The organism is Bacillus sp. REN3 (assembly GCF_017912555.1).
Lineage (GTDB): Bacteria > Bacillota > Bacilli > Bacillales > Cytobacillaceae > Mesobacillus.
The window spans coordinates 35,420-56,879 of the sequence record NZ_JAERSD010000013.1 but is presented as its reverse complement, the minus strand read 5'-3'; the positions used below and the strand labels follow the sequence as shown (position 1 = coordinate 56,879).

The window sequence follows — 21,460 nt, the reverse complement described above, 5'->3', positions numbered from 1 at the left end:
TTCATTTCCATTGCGGCCGTAACCGCCATTTATGGAGATTCATATTGGATTGCTTCGTGGAAATGCCCGGGGCTTTTAGCCCTGGGCATTTTTTTACGTTTATTGAGGGAGAACGTTTTTCCTTCATTTCCGAATCCAATCTTTCACTTTGAGCCCCCAAATCATGTGGTCAGATCCTTCACCCCAAAAATCCTTTAACAAGTATTCTGGCTTCCCGAATTTCTTTTTCCATATTTTCTGGGCAATCGAATAACCGCTATCCAGGCAAAACGCTTCTATCCTTTCGTTCTGTAATACAAATACTATTTCATTTAGCAGCATGCTTCCAATACCTTTCCCTTGATAATCGGGATGGACAAATACTGTGCCTACCTCAACTGTTTTTCCGAAAGCATTATCTGTAGAGTCACAAATAAGCTTGCTCGCCGGACCATATTCAATTGAACCGATTATTCTGTCGGAAGCTTCAGCAATCAAAAAATATCGTTTTTTTCCACCGCTTTCCAAATCATTTTCCAAGTATTTTTCCTTAATCGCGCATTCTTCATGAAGGTCATCCAGTTTTTCTCCTATTCCTTCCTTGATAAAGGTATCCGTAATGACCAATTTAAAAAATTCATTTAACTGTAGCCTTTCCTTCGCTAGCGGCCTTCTAATCTTAACATTCTGCATCCTTAGCCACTCCCCTCTTAGCATTGGCTTGATATCATTAAGTGATTTAATGGAACGTCCTGCTTTCAAGGCTTCTCTTTTATAAAGAATGAAAAGACGGATTGTTTTCTGCCTCATTCCTGATAAATTGGCTGCTTCTTCCGCAATCTGTCCCTGATCTCGTCAACCATTTCCTTGATCCGTCCATTGCGATTGCGGCCTTCCGGAGAAACTTTCTTATGAAGGACAGAATAAAGGGTCACATCGCGCAGCATGAGCATCAATGGCAGCTGTGCCTCCCATCCTTCCGGCAGCTGATTTGCTCTTTCGTACCCTTCGATGAAAACTTTGAAAAAGCGATTGCCGAACCGCTGGCGTTCCTCTTTCTTTTCATACGGCGCGATACTTAGAATGGAGTAATATAACGGAATCGCCAAATCGGATACGAACCAATGGTAACTCGCATCATCGAAATCGAAGACATTGAGGTTTTTGCCATCAAAAAAGAAGTTTCCGAGATGGATATCCGAATGGATAAGGCCAAAATCTTCTGGGCTTCGCGGCAGATGGGACACAGTGTCGATAATTTCCTTTGCATTCTTGGTCACTTCTGGGTCATCGTTTGGAAAATATTTTTCTATTTTCATTAAATCATCCTCGTCCCAGCGGCTCCTTGCTATGATTCCTTCCGAGGGATGGTATTTCTTTGTTGCCAGATGCATTTTCCCGATCGTTTCTCCCCAAAGCCTGAACAGCGGTTCGTCAAATATAGCAGAGTGCGCCTTTACAGGCTCTCCCTTCGCCTTTGAAAATAGGCTGCCGAAAAACACATGATTACCTTGTACAGGAATCGATTCGACAAATTCACCGCTTTTTGATACAAACACATCGGGCACTGACAGGCCGCTTTTGGAAAGATGCCTGATCCAGTCGAGTTCAGATGCGATCTCATCAATGCTTCGATGGGAATTGTGCGTCAGCCGCAAAATGCAGGGCTCGCCGTCTTTATATGTTTCATAAACGAAGTTCTCGAAATCACCGAGTTTTTTGACTTTCTCCTCCAGCCCAAATTTCATCAAAAACTGTTTCAAAATTACTTCCGTCAGCAAACATTCAATTGTTTTTTCCATTCCGTCACCTTTTTTGTTTTTTCTCAATAATCAAATTATATATCACTTACTATTCTTGAGAAAATATGTTATTTTTATCTCTGAACTTTTTCTGTAAAATAAAATGCAGGTATCCGAAATAATTCTGAAGGAGACAATCATGACCCAATCAGCAGCTGTCAAAATAAATCCGCAAAAGCAAAACGAGACTGCTTACAAAATCCTTTTTATCATTGGACTGACCCATTTACTGAACGACTCGATCCAATCTGTCATTCCTGCCATGTTTCCAATACTTGAAAAATCGATGGGATTATCCTTCACTCAATTAGGGATGATCGCTTTTTCGCTTAACATCGTGTCATCGATCCTCCAACCTGTGATTGGCATGGCGACAGACAAAAAACCGATGCCTTATGCTTTACCCCTGGGATTGACATTCACCTTATTCGGCGTGCTCGGGCTTGCTTTTGCTTCAAGCTTCGAGTTTGTGATTCTTTCTGTTTTGTTTATCGGCTTGGGATCCGCTGTCTTCCATCCTGAAGGCTCGAGGGTCGCTTATATGGCTGCTGGCCAGCGCAGAGGACTTGCCCAATCGATTTACCAGGTAGGCGGAAACTCTGGCCAGGCACTGGCTCCTTTGATCACCGCCGTCATCCTGGTGCCCCTTGGCCAGATCGGCGCCGCCTGGTTCACCCTGGTGGCCGCGTTGGCAGTCGTTTTACTTATATATATCGCCTCATGGTATACAAAAAGGCTCAATGCTGAAAATATCGCTGCCAGATCGAACGCATCTTCCAACCATGCACGCAACGGGCTATCCAAAAGTGTCAAAACTGCGCTTGTTTTGATTTTATTCTTGATTTTTGCCCGTTCATGGTATATTTCAGGGATGACAAACTTTTATGCCTTCTATGCAATCGAAAAATACGGCTTGAGTATCAAAGAAGCACAGATTTTCCTGTTCGCATTCCTCGTTTCCGGAGCTTTCGGCACATTTTTTGGCGGGCCGCTCGCAGACCGTTTCGGCAAGAAGAACATCATCTTCCTGTCAATGGTCGCCACTGCGCCATTGTCGGCACTCATACCATTCGTTCCCCCAGCAGCCGCATTCATCCTGCTGCTTGCAGGCGGCTTCATCTTAATGTCAAGCTTCTCTGTAACAGTTGTTTATGCACAAGAACTTGTTCCAGGCAAGATTGGCACGATGGCCGGACTCACTGTCGGCTTAGCATTCGGGATGGGGGCCATTGGTTCAGTCGGCCTTGGTTATATAGCCGATCTAATCGGCTTGCAAGCAATGATCATCTCAGTAGGATTCCTGCCGTTGCTTGGCATCCTGACGCTATTCCTGCCTTCGGACAGCATACTGGCTAAGTGGAACGCATAATCTCTAATTATTAAAAAAATGTTTATAACTCCTCCCTTAAAGGAAAAATGTATTGAGTAAGTTTTTTGAAAGGGAGATTACCATGTCTAAGTTTAAAATTGATTATTTTTTTGAAAAGGATTTTTCCGTATCAAGGATGATTGAAGTCGAGGATGTTGCAGAAGCGATCCAGGATGCGAAGGATCACGAGGGCGTGATTGAATTCACCAGCGAAGACAATGTCTTCCACAGATTCGATACGAAGGATATTAAGCTTGTGACTATTACTGAAGCCTAGCTTAAATAGCTAAAAGGGTGGAAATGGACTTATTGTCCTTTTCCACCCTTTTTATCGTCAATTCATTTTGATTTTCTCTGCCAATTCCAGTTTTTCGTCTGCAGAAAGCATGTTTTCTGCCATTGGGAACAAGATGTTTTCTTCTTTGGCAAAATGGCTGACAAGCGTATCATTCGCGTGTATGATCAATTGGGCATTCTCGTTCATTTTTTGAACTGTAAAGCCTGAAGTACCATCTTTCGTATTATGAAGGAATGTGCCAATCAAACGTTTCGCTTGATCATGCTCGTATTCCATGACCGCGATTGGACCCATTTCCCTGCCGATATAGGAAGCCATCATTTCGAACAGTACCCCTTCTTCTCGCTCGGAATGCGGTTCAAGCCTAGAAAGGAATTTCTCCACAGCTTTCCTTAGTGCAGAGAAATCCTCTTCCCTTTGGTCTTGTTCAATTCTTTTGGCAAGGGTCACTAATCCGTCTAACATTTCTAAAAGAGGCGGATGCTCACCCTTTAATTGCTCCAGCCCGTCACACATCATAGTATCAGGATAATGATTTAAGCCGCTCATACAGCCTGTCATATTTCTCTGCCTCCCCTATCTCTCTTTGATACCATCAGTATAAAATTGAAGCTGTGGAGATGTTGTGATTCTTATCACATGATCAGGCAATTTTCTTAAATGTGGAGAAAATATGACATATTGAAAAGATTTCTAAAAATTTTAACAATTAATCTTCAAATTTAGTGTTTCCTTTCATATAATATGTTTATAGATATTGGCAAAAGGAGTGAGTTGATGAAAAATGCTTTCTATCGCGACTTTTATGACAAGGCTTTGATTCCCGCTGGGGCAAATGACAGGAAAGCCTTCCTGGAACTTCAGCAAGATATGCTGCCCGGCCATTTGCTGATTGGCCTTCAAGGCCAAAAGGCAACCGGAAAGGAATATTACCACTGGAATGTCCTTGTATATCAAACCGATTCGGCCGGTTTTGCAGATGGTGCTCCGCCAGTCTACACATCTTCTTCGTATGACCGTTTTGATGATGCTGTAGAAGCCGCCCGAAAGTTAGAAAACGAAGTCCGCAATGACCTCCTGCATGCAGTCCTCCTCCAGGAAAAAATAAGCTAACCTCCCTTCTTCTCCCCCATTGATTAAGCTTTTCTCTTTTTGTAGTTCTTTGTGAAATAACTTACATATGGTGAAATTGTTGTTAAAATTGCCTTCAAAAAAGGCATGAAAGCTGGCGGACTCTCTTTGTCCCGCCAGCTTCATCTTCTGTGTCATCAAGTCCTATTCAAATAATTTAAGCAAGCCGGAAAACGATTCCGTGACCTCCTTTAGGATATTCCCACTTGATGTTCTGGTATGGACAGCCGATCCGGCAGCTTCCACATTCGTGGCATCCCTCGTAGCCCACCTGCATCCGTGTCCCTTCCCATTTATATACTTCCGCAGGGCAGAATACCGTACAGAGCTTATCAGGGCATTGGGTCATGCAGACGTCATGGTCCAATACTGTGAGATGGGATTTTGTGTCACACCTAAACCTTAACAGAAATTGCTTTTCCTCTATGTTTGTCGTTGACATTATTTCACCGCCTTCCAGGCACGATAGATATCCTGCATAACCTTGAACGTTCCTCTCTCTGCCGTCACACTCTTCATGATTTCCTTTTGCTTCTCGCGTTTAGGCGTACCATCGACCGTAAAGAACTTGCTCATTGCCTGGTTCATCATCGGAACATATTCTTTGAAGTATTGCGGATAAGTTTCAAAGGTATGGGCGGCGTCCTTATATTTCTCAAGGTCTTTGATGATGAAGCTGCCATACAATGCTTCCTTATATCGATTCAGGCTTGCTTCGCTGTAGTTTCCCTCTTTTTTCGCCTCGACGATTGCTTCCGCTGCCATTTTTCCGGATGCCATCGCCATATTGGAGCCCTCGCGATGGATAGCATTGACCAGCTGGGCAGCATCACCGATGACCAGTACGCCGTTTCCAGCTACACGAGGTACGGAATGGTAGCCTCCTTCAGGAATCAGATGGGCTAAATACTCAGCAGACTCCCCTCCTTCAAGATATGGGCGCACCATCGGATGCTTCTTCAAATAATCAAGCAGCTCGTATGGCTTTAGCTTTGCTTTGATCATGCTCGATAACGTTGTACCGACTCCGATGTTCAAGCTTTCTTTGTTCGTATAGAGGAAGGCGGTTCCAAGGTTTCCCTGTGTGGAGTCTCCAAAAATTTCGATCGTCGCTCCGTTGTTCCCTTCAAGATTGAATCGATCGTTGATTTTTTCTTTTGGAAGGTTGATGACCTCCATCACTGTCAATGCTACTTCATCCGGACGGAACTCTTTATGGAAACCAAGTTGCTTAGACAATAAGGAGTTCACTCCATCAGCAAGGACGACAACATCCGCGAAAACCTCTCCGTCCGGACGATCGGTACGAACGCCAATCACCTTGCCATTCTCGACGATACACTCAGTCACAACGGTTTCATTGATCAGCAGGGCGCCTGCTTCCACAGCTTTCTGTGCGAACCACTGGTCGAACTGGGCACGGAGGACGGTAAAGTTATTATAAGGCTCCACTGCCCACTCAAGGCCTTTATAGCCAAATTGGACAACCGATTCTTTATCCATCATCCAGAAGCGCTGTTCGATAACCGGCCGCTCAAGCGGGGCCTCTTTCCAGAACTCAGGCACCAGCTCTTCCATCTGCTTGCGGTAGAGGACACCACCCATGACGTTTTTGCTGCCCGGATACTCTCCGCGCTCGATCAATAAAACCTTCAATCCATTTTTTGCACTTGTATAGGCGCATGCAGTTCCAGCAGGCCCGGCTCCGACCACGATGACATCAAATTTTTCAGACATAGCTCATTTCCCCGCCCTTCTCTTTGCTGAGCTCTTTGAATTGCTGGATCAGCTTAGGAACAATTTCAAGCGCATCACCTACAATGCCATATGTTGCTACATCGAAGATTGGCGCCTCCGGATCTTTATTGATGGCGATGATGAGCTCCGAATTTTTCATCCCTTCAACATGCTGGATTGCCCCGGAAATGCCAATGGCAAAGTAGATTTTTGGCGTGACCGTTTCCCCAGTCTGCCCAATTTGCATCTCGTGCGGCAGCCAGCCTGCTTCAACAACATCCCTTGTCCCTCCAACGCTTGCACCGATGACTTCAGCCAAATCATGGATAAGCTGAAACCCTTGGAGGTCGCCAAGCCCTTTCCCACCGGCCACAATAACGTGCGCCTCTGCCAGGCTTGCTTTTTTTGTTACATCCTTCACAATTTTAAGCACCTTTGTTCGCATATCCTCTTCACGAAGATCCAGTTCTTCTTCGATAATGACGCCCTTCCTTGCTGGGTCGGGTTCCATTGCTTTCATGACTTTCGGCCGGACTGTCGCCATCTGTGGCCTGTGTTTCTTACAGAGGATCGTTGCCATGATATTTCCGCCAAAAGCTGGCCTGCTCGCTTCGAGCAGCCGTTTCTCCACATCGACATCAAGCATTGTGGTATCGGCAGTCAATCCTGTACTTAAATCAGTTGCTACAGCACTTGCCAGGTCCTTCCCATTTGGTGTCGCACCGTAAAGGAAAATTTCTGGTTTGTATTTTTCTGCAAGCTCACAGACGCCTTTCATGAAAGATTCAGTCCGATAATGTTTCAGAACTGGATGGTCAATCACGTATACTTGATCGGCCCCGGAAAAAATGACATCGTTAGCGATTGGAAGCACGCCTTCTCCAAGCATGACACCTGCAAGCGGAACGCCAAGTTTGTCTGCCAGCTTCCTGCCAGCACCAAGCAACTCCAAAGAAACACCTTCGATCTTTCCTTCATTCACTTCTATGAACACCCAGACACCCTGGTTTTCTTCCATCCTGCTTTTCCCCCTTTATACATGGAATCAAGAATTTGCCGATTTGACCAATAAATCTTTTCTTTCCATCAATACTTCCATCAGCTGTTCTACCTGGGATTCAACGTCTCCTTCCAATCTCTTGCCGCCTTCAAGCTTTGGCGGGCTGAACATCTTGCCTACGATTGTCGGAGAGCCTTTCAGGCCAAGCTGGGCTTTGTCGACATCATCCAAATCATTCACTGACCAGATGACTGGTTCATACCTCGCAGCCTTGATCATGTTCGGCAGCGGCGCGTATTCAATGTCATTGATCTCTTTTTCCACAGTCAGCAAGCATGGCAGCTCGGACTGGATGACTTCATAGCCATTTATTTGCTTGCGCTTGATCTGGATATTCTTTTCTTTTATATCAACCTCTGAAACTTCAATGACATTTGTAACCGGCGGGATGTCCAGGCGTCTTGCAATACCGGGCCCTACTTGACCGGTATCGCCATCAATAGCATGCTTCCCGCAAATGACCAGGTCAACCGGAGTTTCCTTCGATATTTTTTCAAGCGCTTTGGATAGAGCGTAGCTTGTGGCGAGTGTATCCGCCCCGGCAAATGCTCTGTCAGAAATCAAGTAGCCCTTGTCTGCTCCAATCTCAACACTTTTTTTAATGACCGCCACTGCTTGCGGGGGACCCATTGACAGAACTGAAATCGTTCCGCCAGTCTTGTTCCGGATCTTTACGGCTTCCTGGACAGCGTGAGCGTCGTATGGATTCAGGATGGCCGGGGCACTTCGCCGGTCCAGGGTATTGGTCTTTGGATTGATTTTGATGATTTTCGTATCGGGCACTTGCTTGACACAAACGACAATATGCATATTCTCTTTTCCCCTCCTTGTGATGAAAACGTTTTCTTTTGGTTGAAATTAAAATGCTATGTAGTACGATATATGAATCGCATCACAAGCATAGTACCAACATTTGAAAAAGTGAAAATCGTGTTGTGGGTGCCGATTCAACTAGCGGTTTCGAAAATCGGAAACTGTGATGGTGAATTGAAACTGAAAATGCAATATGTTTTCGTCTGGTGGTGATATCATGGGGTGAAGGAAAAGCCCTATAAGGCTACTAGAATAAAAACCTATCTATGTTAAAAATATAAAAAAAGAGCAAATAAAAACTATGACAAATGTCACATTATAAGTGAAAATTTGAGCAAATTGTTAAATTAATATGAAAACATTGATTAAAGCAATCAATGGTATTGGGAAATCGGCATATAAATGTGGATTACTCAAGAGTGAGTGTTAGCCACCACCTTGTTTTGGCAGTGGCTTTATCTGTCAACTTTGTTTTCGGAATTTGCTGTCCTTCATAGAATAGCTGATTTCCACTACATACTTCTGCTGATTCTTCAAGGGCTGCCTATTCCGCCGCTTCAGCTCGAATCGTATGCCTTCCGCTCCAATCAACAGACATGCAATAACAACACTGTCTTAACATAACCTTGAAAAAAAATGCGGGATCAGGCAGACAACCAGATTTTTTTCTTCTTTTCAATCAAGCCCAGCTGATTAATCAGATGCTTCCCCTTCTCCCTTTGTAAACTCGGAACCATGCGTAATGTTTGGTAATCAAGAATCAATTGATCAAGCTCCTGGCTATACCGGACAGTCTCCTCACTTGTATATCCAGTTTCCCTTGCGGCAGAAATCATCTTTTTTCTTATCTCATCTATTTCTTTCAATAAACCAGCTTGCGATTGATACAATTTCTTTTCCTCCTAAAAGACTCCATTCAAGCTCTTTCCATAAAAATAGAAGACCACTTGAAGAATTATTGCAAATGATGCTACAGATGTAAATAGAATCGCAAAACAAGACAGGAATCACCGAAAAAATGTTTTTCTTCGACAAAGTTCAGCCTGCTTGCAGATAATCAGAATGCCTTTAACTGGTAAACAAAGAAATGTGCGACTGCCTCGGTTGATCAAAAGTATGCTTGCACAAGAATGGTTGCCATCATCTCTTTTTAAATATTCCAAGCCTCTCAATCCGATTGACGGCTTCACGCAGTCTTCCTTCAGAAGTCAGCAAACCAACCCTTATATATCCTTCTCCATGGTCGCCAAACCCTATCCCAGGCGCGACGGCAATATGTGCTTCTTCGAGGAGGTAGTCTGCAAATTCCAAAGAGGTGAAAGTTCCAGGCACCTTGAGCCATGCAAAAAACGACCCTTTTGGCGCATCGGCGTCCCAGCCAATGTTCCTTAGTCCTTTTATGAATGTGTTACGCCTTGTTTCATATAAAGCATTCAATTGCACGACGCAATCTTGAGGCCCGAGGAGCGCCTCAGCCGCAGCCTCCTGAACGGCACCAAACAGACTTACATACATGTGATCCTGAAGCTGATTGATGGCTGATATCACGCTTTTATTACCTAGCGCAAAGCCCACCCGCCAGCCAGCCATGTTATAAATCTTCGAAAGAGTATAAATCTCGATGCCAACTTCCTTTGCTCCTTCTGTCTGGAGGAAGCTATATGGGCGCTTACCGTCAAACCCGATTGCCCCATATGCAAAGTCGTGGACCACACATATTCCATTTTTCCTCGCCAGCTTGACTGTCTCATCAAAGAACTCTTTCCCGGCTACAGCGCCTGTCGGGTTGTTTGGATAATTCAGGAACATCAACTTCGCAGCTGATAACTGCTCAGCTGTCAATTCTGTATAGTCAGGAAGGAAGCCATTTTTTTCATATAACGGCATCTGAACCATTTCAGCCCTTGCCAGCTTGACACCTGACAAGTAATCCGGGTAACCTGGATCGGGAACAAGTACCGTATCTCCTGGGTTTAACAGGCATTGGGGAATTTCAACAAGTCCTGCTTTGCCGCCAAAAAGAATCGCCACTTCTTCATCCGGATCGATTCCTACTCCATACTCCCGTTCATAAAATTGTGCCACGGCGTCCCGTAATGAACTGAGCCCCCGGAATGGGGCATATCTATGGGTTTTAGGATTATCCGCAGCTTTCTTCAGTTTATCGACTATATGGCACGGCGTCGGCTGATCAGGGTTGCCCTGTCCGAGGTTGATGATATCGGCACCCTGCTTTGAATATCCCTCTACTTTTTGCACGAGAGCCGCAAAAAATTGCTTCGGTAAATTCTTTAATAATTCTGATTGCTGAAAATCCATTTTTTTCACCTGCTTAAGAGTAATAAGAATCTTGAAAACTTTAATTTGAAATTCTTGTGAAAAAGATATAACGTAAAGAAGGACTTGTAAAGAGCAAATTTTCAGATATCAAATCGAGGGGGATGAATATGAAGTACAAAATTGCATGTCTGCAAATGGATATCGCTTTCGGCGATGCTAAAAAAAATTACGGAAAAGCGGGGAAATTGATGGAAAAGGCAAGTAATGAAAACCCCGATATCTTCGTACTTCCTGAACTTTGGACTACAGGGTATGATCTTAAGAACCTTGAGGAAAAAGCAGATGTGGGGGCAATGGAAGCCTCAGCCTTTATCAAGAATGCTGCCTTGAAGCACAACGCCCATGTTGTCGGAGGTTCGGTCGCTAACAAGACGGACAATGGGATTGAAAATACGATGCTCATTTATGACAAGAACGGAGAACAGGTTGGGAAATATAGCAAGCTTCACTTATTCCAGCTGATGGATGAACATATATATTTAGCGGCCGGTAAAGAAAAGGGCTTATTCTCCTTGGACAGCAGCAAATTTGCCGGCTTGATTTGTTATGATATCCGCTTTCCCGAGTGGGTTCGCACCCACGCTCTTGAGGAAGCTTCTGCCATATTCGTCGTTGCAGAATGGCCGATCCAGCGGCTCGAGCATTGGCGTACCCTATTAATTGCCCGGGCAATAGAAAACCAATGCTTTATCATTGCCTGTAACCGTTCTGGATCGGACCCGGACAATCAGTTTGCCGGTCACTCAATGATCATTGGACCCTGGGGAGAAATCATTGCCGAGGCAGGAGTTGGCGAGGAAATTCTTGTTGCCGAAATCGATCTCGACCAAGTGCAGGAAACGAGGAGCCGCATCCCGATTTTTGCCGACCGCAGGCCGGAGAAGTACACCTGAAGAAGAATATCTTGAAATGGAATAGGAAGCAGTCATTCATGCTTCCTATTCTGGTTTGGCCCACATTTCCGGAGGATTCAATTCATATATGCCATTTTCTCTATACATGTAATGGTTGATGATGAATTCTCTCCTGATGGTTGCAAAGTCTTCATGGAATTGCTTGATATATCCATTCAGTTCTTTTTCAGGGTACTTTTTCCCAGCTTTTAACCCTCGGACCATGTATTCAAGGACAATCAGTTTTTTCTTCCTCTGGGCGGGGATATTTTGTAATTTCCCATCTTTTGTAAAGAAATTCCTGATCACTTTTTGCCTTTCGAGATTCTGCCCAATCAACTCTTCCACATCCTCCTTCTCTTCAATCAGCCTCCCTAGCGTCTTTGCCTGCTGCCTGATGACAGATTCATTCAAATGAAAATAGATGGTATTTTTGTCCCTCCTCTCATAAATGACATTGATCTCCCGCAATTTCTTGATATGATGGGTAATTGTAGGCGGAGTCAGTCCAAGTTTTCCGGCAATCGCCTGACCATGCAGGGGGCCGCCGGACAGCAAAGCCACAATTCTGATTCTTGTAGGATCACCCATCGTCTTATGAAAGGCAACAATTCTGTCCAGCTGCACTCAATCAGCTCCCTCTTTAAGTATACATCTAATTAGATATACATCTAATATAAATCAAATCCTACAATATTAAAAGGGAGATTGAAAAGAAAATACGGGATGGCGGATTAAAGACTAAACAGACTTTCATTCCCTTATGCTACATCCCCTAAATTGGAGTGCGCAACGGATCTTGTTACACCTGCCAGTATTCTCATTGAATAAAAGAAAACAGTCCAATCCTTTGCTTTGATGATCAGACTGCACAATCTTCCCAATCATTTGATTGGCAGATATATATGAAAGACTGTCCCATGGCCCACCTCACTTTCTACTTCTATCGTACCTCCATGTTCCTTGATGATTTTGTAACTCACCATCAATCCAAGGCCCGTACCTTTTTCTTTTGTTGTGAAAAATGGTTCCCCTAGCTTAGCCAGCTTGTCCTCCGGAATTCCTTCTCCCTCATCCTTGATGGATATATGTATTCTTTCACCCGCAGCCTGGCTGATCGATATGGTAATGTATCCTCCATTTGGCATAACTTCAATTGCGTTTTTTATGATATTTATGAATACTTTTTTCAATTGGTTTGGTTCACATAGCAATTCGGGCAAGGCATCGTCATAATGTGTCCTGAATTGGACATCGTCCAGCACAGCCTGTGCCGTCAGGAGATCGACTGTTTCCTTCATAATTTTCACTAAATCTGTATAGACATATTTAATCGCCTGGGGTTTCGAAAGGATCAGGAATTCATTTATGATGGAATCAATCCGCTGGAGTTCAGAGGTAATCACCTGAAAATAAAGCGAATACTCGCCTTCTGTACTGCTTTCAAGAAGCTGGATGAAACCTTTCAGCGCAGTCATTGGATTTCTTATTTCATGGGCAATCCCGGCTGCAAGCTCCCCGATCATATTCAAGGTATCGGATTTTCCCAATCGATCTTCCATTTCCACTTTTTCGGTTATATCCCGAAAAAGGGTTAAACGATACCCGCTCATCATGTCCCGGTGTGTTTTGTATTCAAAATGCTTTTTTTCTCCCATATGAATCTGCAGGGAAAGCCTCCCTTTTTGCCCGCCATCCTTGATCAAAGAAAACTCGGGAATCTTATGCTGCAGCAGTTCTTTCCTCGACAAACCAAATATGCCGCAGGCTGCGTCATTGGCAGCGGCGATTTTGCCGGTTGGCTCCCAGAGAATGATTCCATCCGATGACTCAATGAACAGCTTTCTGATTAATCCCTCGCACTCTGCGAAACGGCTATTTAGGCTTTCATTTTCTTTAGAAAAATTCCGGGGAGGAGGAGAAAATTTCTCCGTTTTAAAAAAGAATTTTTTAAGAGAGGTATTTTCCTGTTCCAGGCTGGCGATTCTGTCTTTCAGAGTTTTAATCTCATCTGCGTAGTGAGCACTATTCACCTGAAAGCCTCCTTGTATATTTACCATATTACTTGTAATTTCTACAAGAATAGTATAAATCCCTTCAAAAATGATGCATTTTTTACGCAATAAACAGAATTCTCAAAAAACAATAGAGGCTGTCCCAAAAGTATAACTTTTGCACCTCTTTTCTTTTGACTGTAAAACAATCCGTTGATTTGCGCAGGACGCGGCGGTTTTAGTCAGCCGCTTTTCGCAGGCGCGCCGGTGAGCCTGTCTAACTTCAGCACTTGTCGGGGATGACCAAAGCACTTCCGCTTTTCTTTCAAAGTACGATCGTCAACTTGATGGGAAATACCCGAAGATTGTTTCAGCTATCGAGGGGATTTCATTGGAGGTTGAGCAAGCTGAACAGGACCTGTCCTTCCAGGAAAAATTGAATTTTTCATAAAAAAAAAAAGAGAGGCTGTCCCAAAAGGTCAAAAATCATGACCTTTTGGGACAGCCTCAAAACTTTTATGTCTTATAGATATTCGTTTTCATGTTTGGCTTTGAGTCTCTGCCATCTTTTATCGACTTCAGCCTCGAATTCTTCAAGCATCCCTTTGTTTTCTTCTTTTAATAAATGCTTTGTCTTGCCCATATATTTGAGCCATTCTGATAGGGGTACTTTTTTGTTTTTTGCTTCCGGATCATACGTAATATTGGTGATTCCTTCCTCAACTTCATAAAGCGGGAAGAAGTTTGAGTTCACTGCAGCTTCGACGATTTTCTGTCCATAACGGTCTTCCGATTTCCAGTTAAGCGGGCAAGTTATAAGTAGCTTCCCATACACAGTACCGACATTCTGGGCATACCATTGTGCCTTTGCCGCTTTTTTGACAAGGTCCTGCGGAAATGCTTCTGTACCTGTAAACACATAAGGAATGTTTGTCGATGCCATGATCTGAGCTGTATCTTTATGATGAAAGGCTTTTCCTTTCTGGGCTTTGCCTACATTCGATGTGCTTGTCATGTGCCCGAACGGCGTAGAATACGAAAGCTGTGAGCCAGTGTTCATATAGCCCTCGTTATCATATTCAAGCATAATCAGCTTGTGTCCGCGCAATGCTGTACCGATTGCTGAACCCATCCCGATATCCATTCCGCCATCCCCTGTTACCATAACAAATGTCGCATCCGTTGATACTTCTATTTCCCCCCGGCGTTTCAGCTCAAGAAACGCTTCGAGAGTTCCAGACAAGGTTGCTGCACCGTTCTGGAACAGATTATGGATTGTTGTCTGCTTATGGGAAGTATGAGGATAAGCAGTCGTGACAACGTACGCACAGCCTGTTTGGAACAAAACTACAAGGTCGCCTTCAATGCCCTTGAAGAACAATTCCAAGCCTCCGAAAATCCCGCAGCCAGGACACGCGCCATGGCCAGAGGCAATTCGTTTTGGTTTTGAAGTCAGTGAGCGCAGCGGTGGAATCTTCACGTTCAGTTTATTCGTTTCTTCATTTCGTGTAACATTGATTAGACCTGTTTTATAAACATCGCCATGCTGTGGTTCGATGACTTGCTTTAACGCATTTTCTGGTTCACCAGTAATGTAGCCATAGTAATCGAACGGCTTTTCAGCATAGCCTTTCTCCATTGCTTCGATCGCCATTTTGAAAAAGGCTTCCGCATCGTCTGCATAAAAATCCTTGCCGCCCAGTCCAAACACTCGGCTGAGGACGATTGTCGAATTCTTTTTATCTTCCTGCAGTGCAGCCTTGATCTCATGTGTCAAGTTGGGCCCGTGGCCGCCATATGAGTCAGCGCGTTCACCGACAAGCAATGATTTGACGTTTGCCAGCGCTTCACGGATTTCCTTAGCCGGGAATGGGCGAATGATATTCGGGCTGATCACCCCTGCTTTGATTCCTTGCTCACGTAATTTATCGACAACATCTTTCGCCGATTCAGCCGCGGAGTTCAGCAGGAATAGTGCGACCTCAGCATCCTCCATCCTGTACAGATCGAGAATCTCATAACTCCTGCCGGAGAGCTTAGCGTATTCGGCAGAAACTTCTTTAAATACATCCTTAGCTTTATACATTGCTTCGGATTGTTGGAAATGGTTATTGATCAAGTCGTCACCATTCATATGTGCCCCGATTGTAACGGGTTGTTTCGGGTCCCTTGCAAAATTGTACCCAGTCGGGCATTCACCGACAAACTGCTGGACCACAGCGCGATCCTTGAAATAATTCACTTTACGCTTTTGGTGCGATGTGAAGAAGCCATCATACGCAACCATGACAGGGAGCCTGACATCTGAATGTTCAGCAATTTTCAACGCCATAATATTCATATCATAAACAGCTTGCGGGGTCCTTGCGGTCAAGATCACCCATCCTGTGTTAAGGGCAAAATACAAGTCTGAGTGGTCACCACGGATATCAAGCGGGCCGCTGATCGACCGTGTGACAAGGTTCATGACCATTGGATAACGTGTCCCTGACTGTACTGGCAGCTGTTCGAGCATATACATCAAACCATTTGCGCTAGTAGCATTGAATACACGAGCCCCTGTTGCAGCCGCACCATAGCAAATACCAGCTGATCCATGTTCGCCATCTGCCGGGATCAGCTTGATATCATGCTGTCCCCTGGATTTCATCTGATCAAGGAATTGGGCGATTTCGGTAGAAGGAGTGATTGGAAAATAGCCCATGATATGATAGTTGATTTGTGCTGCAGCCATTGCCGCCATTTCGTTGCCTGATTCAAAGGTTGTGACTTGTTCAGCAGCACCCATCTTTTTCAGATTCCCTTCTAATATGGCCATTAAATAACCCCTCCTGTCACATAAGGATAATTATGCTTCACTCTATTTTCATCTGCGTAGCCAATCGTTTCCCTCAATTCACTCAGTGCTGAAGTCGGGCAAGCTTCCACACACTTCAGGCAACCCTTGCAATATTGATAATCGATTCCTTTTAAGAACATTTGCTTCCTGCCCCGTTTGTCTTCTCCTTCTTCCCACACGAAGCAATAATCAGGGCAGGCAGTATCACAGGCTGCACAATTGATGCATTCTTCCTGGACGAACTTCGGAAGGAAACCTTGCCTTGAACCGCTTAGGTCCTTCAGGATACTATTCGCCTGCGCAGTAATGACGCCGCCGATCTCCTGGGTCCCGTAGCCAAGCAAAGGCATCGGGCGTTTGAATTCCTTTCCCTGGGCCCCTTCTTCCATTTCATATACTTTTAATTGAACTTCATTGAAACCGCGCTCAAATGTCCTGATGTTCGGCTCGACTAAATGTGGATATTTCTTTTCAAATGTTTTACGTATGACACTCTTCATTGCTTCCGGATCAAGGAAGTCGATGATGCGGTATAATGCTCCTAGCATCGCAGTGTTTACCTTTGTCTTTTCTTCTACAGCAATGGATAGCGCATCAACGATTGCCAAGGTACCATATTCGAGTTGAAGGTCCTTCTTAATATCGTCAAAATCCCTTGTCGAGTTTACGAGCAGGATGCCATCCGGCCTTAAACCGCTGACAACATCTACCATCTTATACAAAGCTTCATGAAAAACTCCTACTACATGCGGTTCTTCGATCGGACTGTGGACGCGGATTTCAGTTCCTGGGTCACAAAAGCGGACGAAGCTTTTCACAGGCGAACCTTTTTTCTCCGATCCATATGATGAAAAGTTGGAGCCGTTCAAGCCAAGCCCGAGCACTCCAGCTTCGGCAAGCATCTTTCCAGCTAGATTCGCGCCAAGTCCCCCAATTGATTCAAGTCTGATCTCAAAAAAGCCTAACTCATTTTTCTTCGGTAAGATAGACATAATCTCCCTCCCCATTTTGATTACTAAAGGTATAGAACATTTACATTCCCCACCATTTATTTTAACTCCTTCTGAACGTAAATGCTGTGACATATATCAAACATTTGTCTTTTTTTATTGCAACACCACATAAAAGTTTATCTTTAACTAGTAATATCAACGTTTTCTTTTATATAACAGAAATTAATATGTAGTAGTACAGTGGAGGCTCCCTCTTAAAGGTAAAGCTTCCTTAAATTTCAGCGGTTGACATGGTTTTTATATAAGTTTTTGCGGGTAAATGGTTTATAGTGTGTTATGGGGGTCGTTAATCAAGGGAGGAGTTATGAAACAACGAGACTATTATTTTGACAACGCGAAATTCATCTTGATTTTTTTCGTGGTTTTTGGGCATCTTCTTCGCTCTTTCATCGAAGATAATGGAATGATTTACAACATATATAAGGTGATTTACACATTCCATATGCCAGCCTTCATCCTTGTTTCTGGATTTTTCGCAAGGGGCTTCAGTAAGAAAGGGTACATTTGGAAAATATCGAAAAAATTAATCTTGCCATACCTTATTTTCCAATTGATCTATTCTATTTTCTATTACTTTCTTTACAGTAAATCTACTTTTACAGTTGATCCATTCAATCCGCATTGGTCGCTATGGTTCTTGATCAGCTTATTCTGCTGGAATATCATGCTGATCGGGTTCTCCAAGTTCAATGCACCGTTGGGTCTTTTCCTGGCATTCGCTTTAGGACTCGGTGCCGGATACATTGACTGGATCTCAAACTATTTGAGCCTGTCACGGACCTTTGTGTTCTTCCCTCTTTTCCTGCTGGGATACCATTTGACGAAAGACCACATCCGTGTCCTGACAAGGCCGGGCTTCAAAATAGGCGGCTTAATTGCTTTTGCAATTGTTTTCGCTGGCTTTTATTTCAATCCCGATATTGACTACAAATGGCTGCTTGGTTCAAAGCCCTATTCAGAACTGGAGGCCGCATCGATTTCAAGTATGTTCACCAGGCTAGGTTTTTATATCCTGAGTTTGCTGATGGTATTCAGTTTCTTGACCATCGTTCCAAAAAAACAGTATTTCTTCACTGATCTGGGTAAAAACACTTTATATGTATACTTGTTGCATGGATTTTTTATCCGGACGTTCCGTGAAAGTGAAGTGAAAAGTTTTTTCCATGATACAGAAACATTCCTTCTGCTCGCAGCAATTGCGCTATTGCTGACATTGACCTTATCAAGCAAATTTGCGGCTGCATTGGCACAGCCAGTCATCGAATTAAGGACTTCAAAAATCAATAAATTAAAAACGCGGATTTCGGGCATCGCCAGATTTTACCGGAAAAAGCTGTTGAGCAACTAGAGCCATTCCTGACGGATGGCTCTTTTTTCTGCCGCCGGTCACCGTAAATAGATTTCGCCTGTCTTTTTTTAAAAAACTGGGCTATAATTAAATGTTGATTAACTCATGGATGAATGGATAAGGAGTTTTCATGATGAACATTGTTTTAACCACGCTTAATGCGAAGTATATACACACAAATTTGGCAATCAGGTATTTAAAGGCATACGCACAGCCTGAGTATGATATTCAGTTGACTGAGTATACCATCAAGGATCCAATCCTCAACATCGTCACAGACCTAATCCAAAAGAAACCTGATATCATCGGATTCAGCTGCTACATCTGGAATATTGAAGAGACAATCAAAGCGATCAAGATGATCAAAAAAATCGACTCTTCGATTCAGATTGTCGTTGGCGGTCCTGAAGTAACGTACGATGTCATGGAATGGATGGATCGTGTAAGGGAGTTTGATTTCATTGTCATCGGTGAAGGAGAGCAGACATTCAAGCAGCTCCTTGCGGAAATGGAGGGAAATAGGAATTTTGCTTCCGTACCGGGCATTGCGTACAGGACAGATGGGCTGCCGCGGGTCAGCCCTCAGCAGAACAAGCTTGATTTAAAGGACATTCCGTCTCCTTACCGATTCCCGGAAGACATCCCGCACCTGTCCAAAAGGGTCACATATATCGAAACAAGCCGTGGCTGCCCGTTCAGTTGCCAGTTTTGCCTTTCTTCTATTGAAGTCGGTGTCCGTTATTTTGACAGGGAGAAAATCAAGGAAGACATCCGTTATTTGATGGGCCACGGAGCAAAAACGATAAAATTCGTTGACAGGACCTTCAATATCAGCCGCAGCTACGCCATGGAAATGTTCAGATTCCTGATTGATGAACATGTTCCTGGAACGGTATTCCAATTTGAAATAACAGCAGATATCATGCGCCCTGAAGTCATAGAATTCCTGAACCAGGAAGCTCCGGCTGGACTGTTCAGGTTCGAAATCGGAGTCCAGTCAACAAATGACTATACAAATGAGCTCGTGATGAGGAAACAAAATTTCGAAAAGCTTAAACGTACGGTCACAATGGTGAAGGACGGCGGCAAAATAGCTCAACATCTCGACTTGATTGCCGGTTTGCCGGAAGAGGATTACGATTCGTTCAGGAAAACCTTCAACGATGTTTTTGCGATGAGACCTGAAGAGTTGCAGTTGGGATTCCTCAAGATGCTGCGGGGCACCGGCCTGAGGCTGAGGGCCGCACAGCATGACTATGTCTACATGGACCACTCTCCGTATGAGATCCTTGGCAACAATGTGCTTGGATTCAACGATATCATCAAAATCAAGCAGGTAGAGGATGTTCTTGAAAAATACTGGAATGACCATCGGATGGATAGGACCGTAGAGTATCTTGTCACAAAATCCTTCCCTACCCCTTTTGATTTTTTCCAGGAATTCGGTTCTTATTGGGAACAGAAAGGCTGGTCAAGGATCGGGCACCAGCTGGAGGATCTGTACAAGCGGCTGTATAGTTTCCTTGAAGAAATCAAAACAAAAGACCTGGATATCATCCAAGGCCTGATGAAATATGACTACCTTGCCGGAATGAAATACAAACCAAGAAAGCCATGGTGGGCTCCACAAGTGGAAAAACAGCAAAGGTCAATTCTCTACCGCGGCATCCTCGCGAACCCTGAGGCGCTGGGTTCCCGTTTCGCAGGGATGAATATCGGTGAAAAAGAACTGTACAAGCATACGCTTTTGGAGGTTCTTTCATTCGACCTCGGCCATTATTTTGAAAGTGGAGAAATCATGAAGTCCCCTTGGTTCATGCTTATTTATTTCGATCCGAAAACAGAGAAACCTGATTTTTTTCTTTTCACTGAACAAGATGTGAAGCCGGCATTATAACGCCGGCTTTTTTAATGATTTTTCTTCTTACTTTGCTTTTTTTCCTTGCAGGATAGAGGAAATTCATACAGCTTGCTGGCATTCATATCGCCAAATTCGTTCCCGAATTCTACGTTGAACGGTTTCGGTTTTTGCTGCTTCTTCATCATGATCTCCCCTTCCTTCCATGTTTGGAATTGCGGTTTGCCGCTTTTCCGGGTTCTTCGCCAGCTGAAAATTCAGCACTGAACTCAGTTTCCTGGTTATTCTTTTTCGGTGTATGCGAATATTTTGAGACAGCATTTCTTTCCGCTTTTCGCTTAACCATTTCCTCCACCTCCACAGGTTTATTTTTTTCAAAAACCAGGTTGCTATGTATTTTTCTGATTACCTTATTTTACAAAGCCCCCGTCATGATAAAATTTATCCTTTAACGGAAAATAAACTAGATAGGACAGGCACCATTTGTTATCCTCAAAAGGAAAAACTGCCGGATTGGCAAAGGCCTTCGAAACGCCGGCCACCGGTGCAGGAAATTTTGGGTTCAATCTTTATCCCGACAGCGAAAAGGAGGTGTTTTGATGAAAAAAAACGATCAAAAGCTTGAATCTTTGGACATTGAGGAAACACTACCGCATCAGATCAATGCCCCAAGCTTCAAGGGTACTGGCATTGAAATGCAGGCACCATACATGAATGAACACGGTGTCATCATCGGAGACAGCGTGTACGCTTCCCCTGAATCGCCGCTTGAGAACTGGACAGAGGATACCGACCCTGAAATCATGGTTGGAGACCACTGGGTACACCCAACGAACGATATTGGCTGGAATACAGCAGAAAACAGGGAATTGCTTGAGGAAAAACGGAAACCAATGGCCTACCCTTTCATGCATCCCACCAAGGATGTCGGCAAAGGGAAGGACTGATTTCGTTTTCATATATATTAAAAAATCCGGGAATACTCC

General features: G+C 44.0%; 22 protein-coding genes. 7 read left to right on the top strand and 15 right to left on the bottom strand.

The window, feature by feature from the left end; translation table 11 throughout:
- Positions 1-123 precede the first annotated feature (123 nt).
- Complete coding sequence (locus JJQ88_RS12760) at positions 124-672, bottom strand: GNAT family N-acetyltransferase (RefSeq protein WP_210366301.1); 549 nt, start codon at positions 670-672, stop codon at positions 124-126.
- Between the two features lie 113 nt (positions 673-785).
- Entirely contained in the window at positions 786-1,781 is a 996-nt protein-coding gene (locus JJQ88_RS12755; protein ID WP_210366299.1) for a phosphotransferase enzyme family protein, read from the bottom strand.
- A 139-nt stretch (positions 1,782-1,920) separates the two neighbouring features.
- Between JJQ88_RS12755 and JJQ88_RS12750 the strand changes: the two genes are divergently transcribed.
- Both JJQ88_RS12750 and JJQ88_RS12745 read left to right on the top strand, forming a co-directional pair.
- The gene (locus JJQ88_RS12750; protein WP_210366298.1) at positions 1,921-3,150 is read left to right on the top strand and encodes an MFS transporter; all 1,230 of its coding nucleotides are present in this window, start codon (positions 1,921-1,923) and stop codon (positions 3,148-3,150) included.
- Positions 3,151-3,232: 82 nt separating this feature from the next.
- Entirely contained in the window at positions 3,233-3,427 is a 195-nt protein-coding gene (locus JJQ88_RS12745; protein ID WP_210366297.1) for a hypothetical protein, read from the top strand.
- A 57-nt stretch (positions 3,428-3,484) separates the two neighbouring features.
- Here the strand turns inward: JJQ88_RS12745 and JJQ88_RS12740 are convergent, their stop codons facing one another.
- The gene (locus JJQ88_RS12740) at positions 3,485-4,009 is read right to left on the bottom strand and encodes a hemerythrin domain-containing protein (protein WP_246861145.1); all 525 of its coding nucleotides are present in this window, start codon (positions 4,007-4,009) and stop codon (positions 3,485-3,487) included.
- A 216-nt stretch (positions 4,010-4,225) separates the two neighbouring features.
- On the opposite strand from JJQ88_RS12740, the gene JJQ88_RS12735 reads away from it, so the two are divergent.
- The gene (locus JJQ88_RS12735) at positions 4,226-4,561 is read left to right on the top strand and encodes a hypothetical protein (RefSeq protein WP_210366296.1); all 336 of its coding nucleotides are present in this window, start codon (positions 4,226-4,228) and stop codon (positions 4,559-4,561) included.
- Between the two features lie 175 nt (positions 4,562-4,736).
- Here the strand turns inward: JJQ88_RS12735 and JJQ88_RS12730 are convergent, their stop codons facing one another.
- The 6 genes from JJQ88_RS12730 to JJQ88_RS12705 all read right to left on the bottom strand — a co-directional run bounded on the left by JJQ88_RS12730 (position 4,737) and on the right by JJQ88_RS12705 (position 10,508).
- Positions 4,737-5,021 (bottom strand): ferredoxin family protein, encoded by a 285-nt coding sequence (locus JJQ88_RS12730; RefSeq protein WP_210366295.1) that lies wholly within the window; start codon positions 5,019-5,021, stop codon positions 4,737-4,739.
- Positions 5,021-6,316 (bottom strand): FAD-dependent oxidoreductase, encoded by a 1,296-nt coding sequence (locus JJQ88_RS12725; RefSeq protein ID WP_210366294.1) that lies wholly within the window; start codon positions 6,314-6,316, stop codon positions 5,021-5,023. The genes JJQ88_RS12730 and JJQ88_RS12725 overlap by 1 nt, the downstream gene beginning before the upstream one ends.
- On the bottom strand, positions 6,309-7,334 hold the full coding sequence (locus JJQ88_RS12720; RefSeq protein WP_210366293.1) for an electron transfer flavoprotein subunit alpha/FixB family protein: 1,026 nt from the start codon (positions 7,332-7,334) through the stop codon (positions 6,309-6,311). Before JJQ88_RS12720 ends, JJQ88_RS12725 begins: the two co-directional genes overlap by 8 nt.
- A gap of 27 nt (positions 7,335-7,361) precedes the next feature.
- Complete coding sequence (locus JJQ88_RS12715) at positions 7,362-8,186, bottom strand: electron transfer flavoprotein subunit beta/FixA family protein (RefSeq protein WP_210366291.1); 825 nt, start codon at positions 8,184-8,186, stop codon at positions 7,362-7,364.
- Positions 8,187-8,833: 647 nt separating this feature from the next.
- Positions 8,834-9,079, bottom strand: a complete 246-nt coding sequence (locus JJQ88_RS12710) for an aspartyl-phosphate phosphatase Spo0E family protein (RefSeq protein ID WP_246861143.1) — start codon at positions 9,077-9,079, stop codon at positions 8,834-8,836.
- A 250-nt stretch (positions 9,080-9,329) separates the two neighbouring features.
- Entirely contained in the window at positions 9,330-10,508 is a 1,179-nt protein-coding gene (locus JJQ88_RS12705) for a pyridoxal phosphate-dependent aminotransferase (RefSeq protein WP_210366289.1), read from the bottom strand.
- A 128-nt stretch (positions 10,509-10,636) separates the two neighbouring features.
- Here JJQ88_RS12705 and JJQ88_RS12700 point away from each other — a divergent pair, with 128 nt between their 5' ends.
- Positions 10,637-11,422, top strand: coding sequence for a carbon-nitrogen family hydrolase (locus JJQ88_RS12700; RefSeq protein ID WP_210366287.1), 786 nt, complete (start codon positions 10,637-10,639; stop codon positions 11,420-11,422).
- A 45-nt stretch (positions 11,423-11,467) separates the two neighbouring features.
- Here the strand turns inward: JJQ88_RS12700 and JJQ88_RS12695 are convergent, their stop codons facing one another.
- The 4 genes from JJQ88_RS12695 to JJQ88_RS12680 form a co-directional block, all read right to left on the bottom strand.
- Positions 11,468-12,049: a DUF2087 domain-containing protein gene (locus JJQ88_RS12695; protein WP_210366285.1), complete on the bottom strand. Its 582-nt coding sequence runs from the start codon at positions 12,047-12,049 to the stop codon at positions 11,468-11,470.
- A gap of 257 nt (positions 12,050-12,306) precedes the next feature.
- Positions 12,307-13,455, bottom strand: coding sequence for an ATP-binding protein (locus JJQ88_RS12690; RefSeq protein WP_349237134.1), 1,149 nt, complete (start codon positions 13,453-13,455; stop codon positions 12,307-12,309).
- Positions 13,456-13,939: 484 nt separating this feature from the next.
- Positions 13,940-16,234: a thiamine pyrophosphate-dependent enzyme gene (locus JJQ88_RS12685; protein WP_210366283.1), complete on the bottom strand. Its 2,295-nt coding sequence runs from the start codon at positions 16,232-16,234 to the stop codon at positions 13,940-13,942.
- Positions 16,234-17,247, bottom strand: coding sequence for a 2-oxoacid:acceptor oxidoreductase family protein (locus JJQ88_RS12680; protein ID WP_210366282.1), 1,014 nt, complete (start codon positions 17,245-17,247; stop codon positions 16,234-16,236). The genes JJQ88_RS12685 and JJQ88_RS12680 overlap by 1 nt, the downstream gene beginning before the upstream one ends.
- 325 nt (positions 17,248-17,572) lie before the next feature.
- Between JJQ88_RS12680 and JJQ88_RS12675 the strand changes: the two genes are divergently transcribed.
- Positions 17,573-18,616, top strand: a complete 1,044-nt coding sequence (locus tag JJQ88_RS12675; protein WP_210366281.1) for an acyltransferase family protein — start codon at positions 17,573-17,575, stop codon at positions 18,614-18,616.
- 133 nt (positions 18,617-18,749) lie between these two features.
- The gene (locus JJQ88_RS12670; RefSeq protein WP_210366280.1) at positions 18,750-20,513 is read left to right on the top strand and encodes a B12-binding domain-containing radical SAM protein; all 1,764 of its coding nucleotides are present in this window, start codon (positions 18,750-18,752) and stop codon (positions 20,511-20,513) included.
- A gap of 11 nt (positions 20,514-20,524) precedes the next feature.
- On the opposite strand, the gene JJQ88_RS21560 is transcribed toward JJQ88_RS12670, so the two are convergent.
- Together JJQ88_RS21560 and JJQ88_RS12665 are read right to left on the bottom strand one after the other, a co-directional pair.
- A complete protein-coding gene (locus tag JJQ88_RS21560; protein WP_282597699.1) occupies positions 20,525-20,659 on the bottom strand; it encodes a hypothetical protein in 135 nt (44 codons plus the stop codon).
- A complete protein-coding gene (locus JJQ88_RS12665; RefSeq protein ID WP_210366278.1) occupies positions 20,659-20,820 on the bottom strand; it encodes a hypothetical protein in 162 nt (53 codons plus the stop codon). Before JJQ88_RS12665 ends, JJQ88_RS21560 begins: the two co-directional genes overlap by 1 nt.
- A 253-nt stretch (positions 20,821-21,073) precedes the next feature.
- On the opposite strand from JJQ88_RS12665, the gene JJQ88_RS12660 reads away from it, so the two are divergent.
- Positions 21,074-21,421 carry a DUF3905 domain-containing protein gene (locus JJQ88_RS12660; protein ID WP_210366276.1) on the top strand — a complete coding sequence of 116 codons (348 nt, stop codon included), beginning with the start codon at positions 21,074-21,076 and terminating at the stop codon, positions 21,419-21,421.
- The last annotated feature ends 39 nt before the right edge of the window (positions 21,422-21,460 follow it).

Excerpts from the sequence above, each read along its gene's own strand:
- JJQ88_RS12760 (WP_210366301.1), bottom strand. The coding sequence starts at position 672 with ATGCAGAATGTTAAGATTAGAAGGCCGCTAGCGAAGGAAAGGCTACAG.
- JJQ88_RS12755 (WP_210366299.1), bottom strand. The coding sequence starts at position 1,781 with ATGGAAAAAACAATTGAATGTTTGCTGACGGAAGTAATTTTGAAACAG.
- JJQ88_RS12750 (WP_210366298.1), top strand. The coding sequence starts at position 1,921 with ATGACCCAATCAGCAGCTGTCAAAATAAATCCGCAAAAGCAAAACGAG.
- JJQ88_RS12745 (WP_210366297.1), top strand. The coding sequence starts at position 3,233 with ATGTCTAAGTTTAAAATTGATTATTTTTTTGAAAAGGATTTTTCCGTA.
- JJQ88_RS12740 (WP_246861145.1), bottom strand. The coding sequence starts at position 4,009 with ATGACAGGCTGTATGAGCGGCTTAAATCATTATCCTGATACTATGATG.
- JJQ88_RS12735 (WP_210366296.1), top strand. The coding sequence starts at position 4,226 with ATGAAAAATGCTTTCTATCGCGACTTTTATGACAAGGCTTTGATTCCC.
- JJQ88_RS12730 (WP_210366295.1), bottom strand. The coding sequence starts at position 5,021 with ATGTCAACGACAAACATAGAGGAAAAGCAATTTCTGTTAAGGTTTAGG.
- JJQ88_RS12725 (WP_210366294.1), bottom strand. The coding sequence starts at position 6,316 with ATGTCTGAAAAATTTGATGTCATCGTGGTCGGAGCCGGGCCTGCTGGA.
- JJQ88_RS12720 (WP_210366293.1), bottom strand. The coding sequence starts at position 7,334 with ATGGAAGAAAACCAGGGTGTCTGGGTGTTCATAGAAGTGAATGAAGGA.
- JJQ88_RS12715 (WP_210366291.1), bottom strand. The coding sequence starts at position 8,186 with ATGCATATTGTCGTTTGTGTCAAGCAAGTGCCCGATACGAAAATCATC.
- JJQ88_RS12705 (WP_210366289.1), bottom strand. The coding sequence starts at position 10,508 with ATGGATTTTCAGCAATCAGAATTATTAAAGAATTTACCGAAGCAATTT.
- JJQ88_RS12700 (WP_210366287.1), top strand. The coding sequence starts at position 10,637 with ATGAAGTACAAAATTGCATGTCTGCAAATGGATATCGCTTTCGGCGAT.
- JJQ88_RS12685 (WP_210366283.1), bottom strand. The coding sequence starts at position 16,234 with ATGGCCATATTAGAAGGGAATCTGAAAAAGATGGGTGCTGCTGAACAA.
- JJQ88_RS12680 (WP_210366282.1), bottom strand. The coding sequence starts at position 17,247 with ATGTCTATCTTACCGAAGAAAAATGAGTTAGGCTTTTTTGAGATCAGA.
- JJQ88_RS12675 (WP_210366281.1), top strand. The coding sequence starts at position 17,573 with ATGAAACAACGAGACTATTATTTTGACAACGCGAAATTCATCTTGATT.
- JJQ88_RS12670 (WP_210366280.1), top strand. The coding sequence starts at position 18,750 with ATGAACATTGTTTTAACCACGCTTAATGCGAAGTATATACACACAAAT.
- JJQ88_RS21560 (WP_282597699.1), bottom strand. The coding sequence starts at position 20,659 with ATGAAGAAGCAGCAAAAACCGAAACCGTTCAACGTAGAATTCGGGAAC.
- JJQ88_RS12665 (WP_210366278.1), bottom strand. The coding sequence starts at position 20,820 with ATGGTTAAGCGAAAAGCGGAAAGAAATGCTGTCTCAAAATATTCGCAT.
- JJQ88_RS12660 (WP_210366276.1), top strand. The coding sequence starts at position 21,074 with ATGAAAAAAAACGATCAAAAGCTTGAATCTTTGGACATTGAGGAAACA.